Genomic DNA, 1,902 nt, shown 5'->3' on the forward strand with positions numbered 1-1,902 from the left:
GGGGCGGACGGGCCGCTCTCGAGCTGAGGCCACAGGTAGACGTCGGGGTTCATGCGCGACGCGGCCTCGGCGTCGGCGCGCAACCGGTCCAGTGCCGTGACCGACAGGGGCTCGTCGTAGGCGGCGACGAGGGTGAAGCCGCCGTAGCCGATGCCGAGGCGGTCGGCCGTCTGCGACGAGACGACCACGGCCCAGGGCAAGGCCACGGGCGTCTGCAGATCGACGACCTCGAGCGAACGCTCGTCGCGCGTCTGAACCGTGGCCGCGTCCCAGGATCCGTCGATCTGCTCGACCGTCACGGTGCCCACCTCCACCCGCCCATCGCCAATGAGGAAGTCGGGGTTGGTGACGATGGCCGCCCCGTCGCGGAAGGCGGCGCGCGCGGCGCTGGGCACGGCGACCCCGAGCGCGGCGTCGAGGTCGGCGTCGTCGACCACGGCCAGGGCGTGGTGATATCCGGCGGCCGCAGCGCCGACGGGGACGCAGTTCGCGTTCGCCGCCGCAGCATCCGCGCAGTCGACGTAGTCCTGCAGCGCCGGGGCGACCACGGTGGCGTCGGGATTGCGCAGCCGCCCGGCTTCGTCGTACTGACCAGGCCAGCCCTGGGTGCGCACGAGCGACACCGCGGCGGGACCGGTGCGGGCGAGCAGCGCCCGCCCGCGTTCCTCAGCGGCCGCGAGCTGTGCGCCCGGGTCGTCCGCCTCCCCGAACGACGCCATGAGGGCGACGCTGCCCAGCGGCGCCTGGTGGAACCAGCCACGCTCGGCGGCCCCGAGGACCACCGCGACCCCGCCGAGTGCGACCGACGACAGGAACGCGACGGCGGCGATGGCGGCGAAGGCCGGCACGATGCGGCCCGGGTTCGCCGCGGCGTCGCGGCTTGCGATGCGCGGGGCCAGTCCCAGCCGCGACAGCACGCGGGCCAGCAGCGTCAGCAGCCAATGCCCCGCGAGGATGACGCCCACCTGCAGCAGCAGCGGGCCGGCGATGATTCCAATGGTGCCCGCGACCCACAGCGGATGCGGCGTGCCGTCGGCGACGACCGGATCGACCGTGGCGAGCACCGTGCCCGACGCCGCCGTGAGACCGACGCCGACGACCAGCAGCAGTGAGCCCCACAATGGCCGATCGGTGCGCACCCGCACCGGACGCCGGGCGCCGCGCAGCGCCGCGATCACCTCACCGCGGGTGGCGGCTCGTGCCGGCATCAGGGCGGCGAGCGTGCCCACCAGGACAGCGAACACCACGACTCCGGCGAGCGCAGGCCACGGCAGGTGCAACCCCCAGAAGGCGGCGGCGGAACCGTCGTCCAGCAGGTGCAGGAACAGGATGCCGAGACCGATGCCCATCCCGGCGCCTATGACACCGCCCACCAGCCCCAGCACCGTGCCCTGCAGCAGCACGATGCGCAACACGTCGCCCCGCGCCGCACCGACGCTCGCCGCCACGGCGAGCGCGCGCTGCTGACGGCGAGCACTGACGGAGAACGCGGCCCCCGCCAGGAGTACGACCAGGTAGCCGCTGAACGCTGCGGCGGCGGCGACGATGGCCGCGATCGACCAGACCGCGCCGTCGGACAGGCCCGGCGCCGCACCGGCCCCCGGATTGGCGTACAGGTGGCGGTCCAGCACGATGAGGCCCTCGTGGTTGAGGTCTGCCACATCATCGGCGGTCGGACTCCACTCCGGAAGGAACCAGCGCGTGGCCATGACGTCGGTCTGCAGCGCGCGCGTCGCGGCGGTGGCGGGGAGGAAGACGACCTCCGCGGCATCCGCGTCTTCAGCCTGCGTCATGACGCCGGTGATCGTGAAGGATGCCGCCGGCTCGGTGAGCACCAGTTCGTCACCGATGGCGGCGCCGAGGCGCTCGAGGGCGCCGGGGGACACCATCGCCTCGCGCGCA

1 protein-coding gene is annotated in these 1,902 nt (G+C 74.0%); it reads right to left on the reverse strand.

What is annotated here, in order from left to right:
* A partial coding sequence (locus tag NQ160_RS23145; RefSeq protein WP_257517361.1) for an FtsX-like permease family protein occupies positions 1–1,889 on the reverse strand: 1,889 nt, incomplete at its 3' end.
* Positions 1,890–1,902 lie beyond the last annotated feature (13 nt).

This window comes from Microbacterium sp. zg.Y909 (assembly GCF_024626565.1).